The 6,215-nt window shown below is 42.8% G+C and carries 9 protein-coding genes; 7 read left to right on the top strand and 2 right to left on the bottom strand.

The genetic code is table 11. The features are described 5' to 3' along the window. The 7 genes from rplM to sspB form a co-directional block, all read left to right on the top strand. The coding region (gene rplM / locus B9J84_RS07055; RefSeq protein WP_094123839.1) for a 50S ribosomal protein L13 at positions 1 to 411 on the top strand (411 nt) is incomplete at its 5' end. Positions 412 to 426: 15 nt separating this feature from the next. Continuing rightward, positions 427 to 819 carry a 30S ribosomal protein S9 gene (gene rpsI, locus B9J84_RS07050; protein ID WP_010318040.1) on the top strand — a complete coding sequence of 131 codons (393 nt, stop codon included), beginning with the start codon at positions 427 to 429 and terminating at the stop codon, positions 817 to 819. Between the two features lie 326 nt (positions 820 to 1,145). Then, a complete protein-coding gene (gene petA / locus B9J84_RS07045) occupies positions 1,146 to 1,742 on the top strand; it encodes a ubiquinol-cytochrome c reductase iron-sulfur subunit (protein WP_010318038.1) in 597 nt (198 codons plus the stop codon). Next, a complete protein-coding gene (locus tag B9J84_RS07040; RefSeq protein ID WP_094123838.1) occupies positions 1,742 to 3,007 on the top strand; it encodes a cytochrome bc complex cytochrome b subunit in 1,266 nt (421 codons plus the stop codon). The genes petA and B9J84_RS07040 overlap by 1 nt, the downstream gene beginning before the upstream one ends. After that, entirely contained in the window at positions 3,004 to 3,741 is a 738-nt protein-coding gene (locus tag B9J84_RS07035; protein ID WP_094123837.1) for a cytochrome c1, read from the top strand. The genes B9J84_RS07040 and B9J84_RS07035 overlap by 4 nt, the downstream gene beginning before the upstream one ends. A gap of 97 nt (positions 3,742 to 3,838) precedes the next feature. Next, positions 3,839 to 4,474 carry a stringent starvation protein SspA gene (gene sspA / locus B9J84_RS07030; RefSeq protein WP_026027272.1) on the top strand — a complete coding sequence of 212 codons (636 nt, stop codon included), beginning with the start codon at positions 3,839 to 3,841 and terminating at the stop codon, positions 4,472 to 4,474. 9 nt (positions 4,475 to 4,483) lie between these two features. Next, positions 4,484 to 4,963, top strand: coding sequence for a ClpXP protease specificity-enhancing factor (sspB, locus tag B9J84_RS07025; protein ID WP_026027949.1), 480 nt, complete (start codon positions 4,484 to 4,486; stop codon positions 4,961 to 4,963). 86 nt (positions 4,964 to 5,049) lie between these two features. On the opposite strand, the gene B9J84_RS07020 is transcribed toward sspB, so the two are convergent. Next, on the bottom strand, positions 5,050 to 5,619 hold the full coding sequence (locus tag B9J84_RS07020; RefSeq protein WP_017042658.1) for a BON domain-containing protein: 570 nt from the start codon (positions 5,617 to 5,619) through the stop codon (positions 5,050 to 5,052). Positions 5,620 to 5,622: 3 nt separating this feature from the next. Further along, a complete protein-coding gene (locus tag B9J84_RS07015) occupies positions 5,623 to 6,213 on the bottom strand; it encodes a phosphoheptose isomerase (protein WP_010318025.1) in 591 nt (196 codons plus the stop codon). Between the last annotated feature and the right edge of the window lie 2 nt (positions 6,214 to 6,215).

Here is a 6,215-nt window from a genome sequence, read left to right as displayed (position 1 = left end):
AAACCAGAAACTGTAAAACGCGACTGGTATATCGTAGACGCTGAGGGTAAAACTCTAGGTCGTCTAGCAAGTGAAATTGCATCTCGCCTACGTGGCAAACATAAAGCTGAATACACTCCTCACGTAGACACTGGTGATTACATCATCGTTGTAAACGCTGAGAAAGTTACTGTAACAGGTAACAAAGCAGCAGCTAAAACTTACTACCGTCACACTGAATTTCCAGGCGGCTTAAAATCAATCACTTTCGACAAGCTGATTATTCGTAAGCCAGAGATGGTTATTGAGCTAGCGGTTAAAGGTATGCTACCACGTGGTCCTCTAGGCCGTGCTATGTACCGTAAGCTGAAAGTTTACGCTGGCGCTGAGCACAACCATGCTGCTCAACAACCAAAAGTACTAGACATCTAATTGGGGATTTCGAAAATGGCAGAGAATCAATACTACGGCACTGGCCGTCGCAAAAGCTCAGCTGCACGCGTTTTTATTAAACCAGGCAGCGGCAACATTGTAATCAACAAGCGTAGCCTTGATGTTTACTTTGGTCGTCCAACTTCTCGTATGGTTGTTAAACAACCTCTTGAGCTAGTTGAACTAACTGAGAAACTAGATCTATACATCACTGTTAAAGGTGGTGGTATTTCTGGTCAAGCTGGTGCTATCCGTCACGGTATCACTCGCGCTCTAATGGAATACGACGAATCACTACGTCCTGTTCTACGTGCAGCTGGCTACGTTACTCGCGACGCTCGTTGCGTTGAACGTAAGAAAGTTGGTCTGCGTAAAGCACGTCGTAAACCACAATTCTCTAAGCGTTAATCTTTTTTCAAAAGATTCGCTTCCAGTGTTACTGGATTGTGGTTCAAAAGCCCGGTATTTATACCGGGCTTTTTGTTTTTTGGTGTTAGCAAACACTCATTTTTTTAATCACATCATTTGGTTGTTGCTCTTTAATCTTCCTTTTGTGACCTCACGTGCGATTTACTTCACGAATGTTACGAAAAGGTAGCTTTATCTTGTCAAAAAGTAGGGTTTTATTTATGATTTGCCATCAAATAAATACAACTAGATTCGTATTTTGTTAGCCATGCTCTTGATAAGCGGAATAATAATAATCCACAGGGAGCAAATGGGAGAATGTTTGGATGAGCAATGCGCCTTTAAATAACGGTCGCAGACGTTTCTTAACCGCGACAACAGCCGTTGTCGGAGGGTTAGGAGCTGCTGCTGTCGCCGTTCCTTTTATTAAATCTTGGAACCCAAGTGCCAAAGCCAAAGCGGCTGGAGCCCCCGTTGAAGTTGAAATCGGTAAACTTGAAGAGGGGCAAATGGTTCGTGTTGAGTGGCGAGGAAAACCTGTTTGGGTTGTTCGTCGTTCTCAATCAGTGGTCGATGGGCTAAAAGATATCGAAAACCAACTTCGAGATCCTCAATCGGATGAGCAGCAGCAGCCTAATTATGCGCAAAATGCTTATCGATCGATTAAACCTGAATATTTCGTTGCTGTGGGTATTTGTACTCACCTTGGCTGTTCACCTACTTATTTGCCTGATTCTTTTAGTGAACAAGTTCAAGGGGTTAAATCTGGTTTTTTCTGTCCTTGCCATGGTTCGAAATTTGATATGGCGGGTCGAGTTTTTCAAGGTGTTCCGGCACCACTAAACTTGGTTATCCCTCAATATATGTATCTTAGCGATACTCGTATTGTCATAGGATTAGATGAGACCGGGGAGGCTGCATAATGCAAGTTTTACTTGATTGGGTAGAAAAGCGTTTACCTGCAATGAACGCTTACAAAAAACACCTATCTGAATATCCAATGCCGAAAAACTTTAACTTTTGGTATTTGTTTGGATCGTTAGCCATGTTGGTTCTTGTTAACCAACTGCTCACTGGTGTGTGGCTAACCATGAACTATGTGCCATCAGGTGAAGGGGCTTTTGCATCTGTTGAATACATAATGCGTGATGTTGAGTATGGTTGGTTACTGCGCTATATGCACTCCACTGGCGCTTCAGCTTTCTTTGTGGTGATTTATCTACATATGTTCCGTGGCTTAATTTACGGTTCCTATCAGAAGCCTCGTGAACTGCTATGGCTATTTGGCATGCTGATCTTCTTAGTGTTGATGGCCGAAGCCTTTATGGGATACTTGCTACCATGGGGACAAATGTCCTACTGGGGAGCGCAAGTTATTATCTCTTTGTTCGGTGCAATCCCCGTTATCGGTGATGATTTAACTCTATGGATACGTGGTGACTACGTTATTTCAGGTGCCACTCTGAACCGTTTCTTTGCACTGCATGTGATTGCTTTACCTATTGTTTTATTGTTGCTAATTGTTCTCCATATATTAGCACTGCATGAAGTCGGCTCTAATAACCCTGACGGTATCGAAACCAAAGTACCAAAAGGGTCGATGGGCGATGATTATAAAACGCAGTTTAAATTTCACGACTACTACACCAAGAAATACGACATCATTGATTCGATTCCATTCCATCCTTACGGGACAGTGAAAGATCTTATTGGTGTAGCCGGTTTCTTAATCCTGTTCTGTTATGTGTTGTTCTTTAACCCAGAGATGGGGGGCTACTTCCTTGAGCCGCCTAACTTTGAAGCGGCAAACCCACTAAAAACGCCAGCACACATCGCACCTGTTTGGTATTTCACGCCTTTCTATGCAATTTTACGTGCTGTTCCTGATAAGTTAATTGGTGTGGCTGCGATGGGTGCATCGATTGTGGTGTTGTTCTTATTGCCATGGCTGGATCGTTGTAAGGTTCGTTCTTACCGTTATCGTAGTAAGTTCCACTTAATCAATATTATTCAGTTCACTATCTGCTTTATTGCGTTAGGTGTTTTAGGTGCGTTACCTGCGACAGCCACTTACACAATGCTTGCACGTATATTTAGCCTTGGTTACTTCATGTTCTTTGTTTTGTTGTTCTTCTACAGCAAAAATGAAGCAACGAAACCATTACCAGAGAGGGTGACATTTAAATGAAAAAGTGGATTGTAATTTTGTTTGCAATGCTGCCATCTCTTGCTTTGGCAGCTGGCGCAAATGTACATTTAGATAAAGCAAATAATGATTTAACAGATCAAGCATCATTGCAGCATGGTGCAAAGCTATTCATGAACTACTGTTTTGGTTGTCACTCAACTCAGTACCAGCGTTATGAGCGTGTAGCGAATGATTTGAATATTCCCTCGGATTTGATGAAAGAGAATTTGATTTTTGATCCGAATGCCAAAATTGGTCAACTGATGGAGAATGCGATTCCAGATAAGTCGGCAGCGAAATGGTTTGGTGCACCACCACCAGATTTAACGCTTGTGGCTCGTGTTCGAGGAACAGATTGGTTGTATACTTACCTTCGCTCATTTTATGCCGATCCTAGCCGGCCTTTTGGCGTAAACAACATCGTATTCCCAAGTGTCGGTATGCCTCATGTGCTTGAAGAGCTACAAGGGATCCCACAACCAGTTTATGGTACTCATATTGTCAATGGCGAGGAAGTCAAGGCTGTTATTGGTGCCGAGTCTGATGGAACGGGTGAGCTGAGCCAAAGTGAGTATGATCAAGCGGTCCGTGACATTGTTAACTTCCTTGAATATTCAGCAGAACCAGTCAAGCTTGAACGTCAAACTTTAGGTTGGTGGGTAATGGCATTCCTTGTGCTATTTACTATCGTGGTTGTTCTATTGAAGAAAGAATATTGGCGTGATGTGCATTAATTGTGCTACCATGCGGCGTTAATTTCTAATTTTTAGAATCTTCAATGGAGGCTTGGCCTCCATTGTTTTTATATCTGTAAGTGTGCTGGAGGGCTCCATGGCTGTAGCTGCCAATAAACGTTCTGTGATGACGCTATTTTCGAGTGCATCTGATATGTATAGTCATCAGGTACGTATTGTTCTAGCGGAAAAAGGTGTCAGTGTTGAAGTAGAATTAGTTGATGAAACCAATCTGCCAGCTGACCTTATTGAGCTAAACCCATATAAGACAGTACCAACGTTAGTTGATCGTGAGCTTGCTCTTTATGACTCAAAGATCATCATGGAATACCTAGATGAGCGTTTCCCTCATCCGCCGCTGATGCCTGTTTATCCTGTGGCTCGTGGTAATAGCCGTTTGATGATTTACCGTATTGAGAAAAACTGGTACTCACTGGCTGAGAAAGTCGTGAAGGGTAATGCGGAAGAGTCAGAAGCAGCTCGTAATAAATTACGCAATGATCTGCTTACTCTTGGTCCTGTGTTCGCGGAATACGAATATTTCATGAGTGAAGAGTTTAGCCTCATTGACTGTTATTTAGCTCCATTACTATGGCGCTTACCTATTTTGGGTATTGATCTGATTGGTCCTGGCTCTAAAGAGCTTAAAGTATATATGAATCGTGTTTTTGAGCGTGATTCATTCTTGGCTTCTTTAACAGAAGCTGAACGTGAGATGCGTTTAGTTCGTTAAGGCAGTTTGATGGATATCTCTCAAATGACTCCTCGCCGACCTTATATGCTTAGAGCATTTTATGATTGGCTATTAGAAAATGAATTGACTCCTCATGTTGTTGTGGATGCCACTCTTACGGGTGTACGAGTGCCGATGGAGTTTGTGCAAGATGGACAAATTATCCTTAATCTTGCCCCAAGAGCGATAGGTAACCTTGAGCTTGGCAATGAAGCGATTACGTTCAATGCTCGCTTTGGTGGACGTCCTCATTCGGTCATAGTGCCTTTGTACGCAGTGCAAGCTATCTATGCACGTGAAAACGGTGCAGGTACTATGTTTGAACCTGAAGAGGCCTATATCCCTTATCTAGAAGCGGGCATAACAGAGGAATCTGAACAAGAGCCGATGTTAAGCGTTGCTTCTCAAGAAGATGAGGAATTATTAGAGACTCGAGCACAAGAAACCTCTCGGCCGAAGGGAAAACCAAGCTTAAGAGTTATTAAGTAACTCATTTTCACACATTAAGCAGTCATGATCGAAAAAGCAGCGATATTCGCTGCTTTTTTTCTAAAAAAAACAAAGGATAACCGAGGTTATTCGCTGTATTGAAATGCCTTAATCACCTGTTTTACGCCTGATATGTTTCGGGCAATATCACTGGCTAGATTAGCCTGTTCTGCCGAGACATAGCCAAGTAAAAATACTTCTCTATTTTCTGTGATTACTTTGATTTTGATTGTGTTCAGTTCAGAATTGGCCAACAGCGCTGATTTTACTTTAGTCGTAATCCAACTGTCGTTACTGATTTCGCCAATTGATAAAGGCGCTTTTATTCTGACTTGATTATGAATGGTTTTGACCCCTTTTGTCTCACGTGCTTTATTTTCAAACTCATTGAGTAATCCGGAGTTTTCAGCTTGTCCCATCAACACGACAATCCCTTGATAAGAACTGGCCGTAATGCGAGTTTTTCCGTTAAAGGGGGCTTTATTGGCGATACCTGCTACTTCAAATTCGATGTTATTATCATTCCAAATTTCTTGAGTGGTTCGAGGGTCTGTTACTAGGCTCGCTGTTGTTGCCGCGCCAGCAAGGATAACTCCTGCACAACCTGATACAGCAAAGCTCAACAGTAGAATGAGTGAAAGTTTTAATCTATTCATTGTCTATTCTTCATGAGAAGGGAAAAGGACTTGATCAATCAAGTCACATAAGCAGTGTAGGGTGACCATATGAACTTCATGGATTCGAGCCGTCCGCTGCGAGGGGATGCGGATCTCCACATCATTTTCACCTAGAAGACCAGCCATTTCTCCACCGTCTTTGCCTGTGAGAGCGATAATCGTCATATCGCGAGTCACAGCCGCTTCCATCGCTTTAATGATGTTTTTGCTGTTACCACTGGTTGAAATAGCCAACAAAACATCACCAGGTTGACCAAATGCACGTACCTGTTTAGAGAATATTTCTTGGTAGTGATAGTCGTTAGCAACTGCGGTTAACGTGGTATTGTCTGCGGTTAATGCAATGGCGGGTAAACTCGGACGTTCAGTTTCAAAACGGTTCAGTAAGCAAGAAGAAAAAAGCTGGGCATTGGCCGAAGAGCCACCATTACCGCAACAGAGAATTTTATGACCGTTAAGTAGCGTTGCCACCATGGCTTGTGCAGCATGCGTGATCGCATGGGGTAGTGCTTCAGCAGCCGCAATTTGAATTTGGATGCTTTCGGTAAAACTGTCTTTAATGCTGTCGAGCATCG

Origin of the sequence: Vibrio sp. V03_P4A6T147, from assembly GCF_002241085.1 — a bacterium.
Lineage (GTDB): Bacteria > Pseudomonadota > Gammaproteobacteria > Enterobacterales > Vibrionaceae > Vibrio > Vibrio anguillarum.
Note: the sequence above shows the minus strand (reverse complement) of the source record. Positions and strands in the feature narration are given on the sequence as shown.

Bases quoted from the DNA above. Each gene is read 5' to 3' on its own strand.
- rpsI (WP_010318040.1), top strand. From the start codon at position 427: ATGGCAGAGAATCAATACTACGGCACTGGCCGTCGCAAAAGCTCAGCT.
- petA (WP_010318038.1), top strand. From the start codon at position 1,146: ATGAGCAATGCGCCTTTAAATAACGGTCGCAGACGTTTCTTAACCGCG.
- B9J84_RS07040 (WP_094123838.1), top strand. From the start codon at position 1,742: ATGCAAGTTTTACTTGATTGGGTAGAAAAGCGTTTACCTGCAATGAAC.
- B9J84_RS07035 (WP_094123837.1), top strand. From the start codon at position 3,004: ATGAAAAAGTGGATTGTAATTTTGTTTGCAATGCTGCCATCTCTTGCT.
- sspA (WP_026027272.1), top strand. From the start codon at position 3,839: ATGGCTGTAGCTGCCAATAAACGTTCTGTGATGACGCTATTTTCGAGT.
- sspB (WP_026027949.1), top strand. From the start codon at position 4,484: ATGGATATCTCTCAAATGACTCCTCGCCGACCTTATATGCTTAGAGCA.
- B9J84_RS07020 (WP_017042658.1), bottom strand. From the start codon at position 5,619: ATGAATAGATTAAAACTTTCACTCATTCTACTGTTGAGCTTTGCTGTA.
- B9J84_RS07015 (WP_010318025.1), bottom strand. From the start codon at position 6,213: ATGCTCGACAGCATTAAAGACAGTTTTACCGAAAGCATCCAAATTCAA.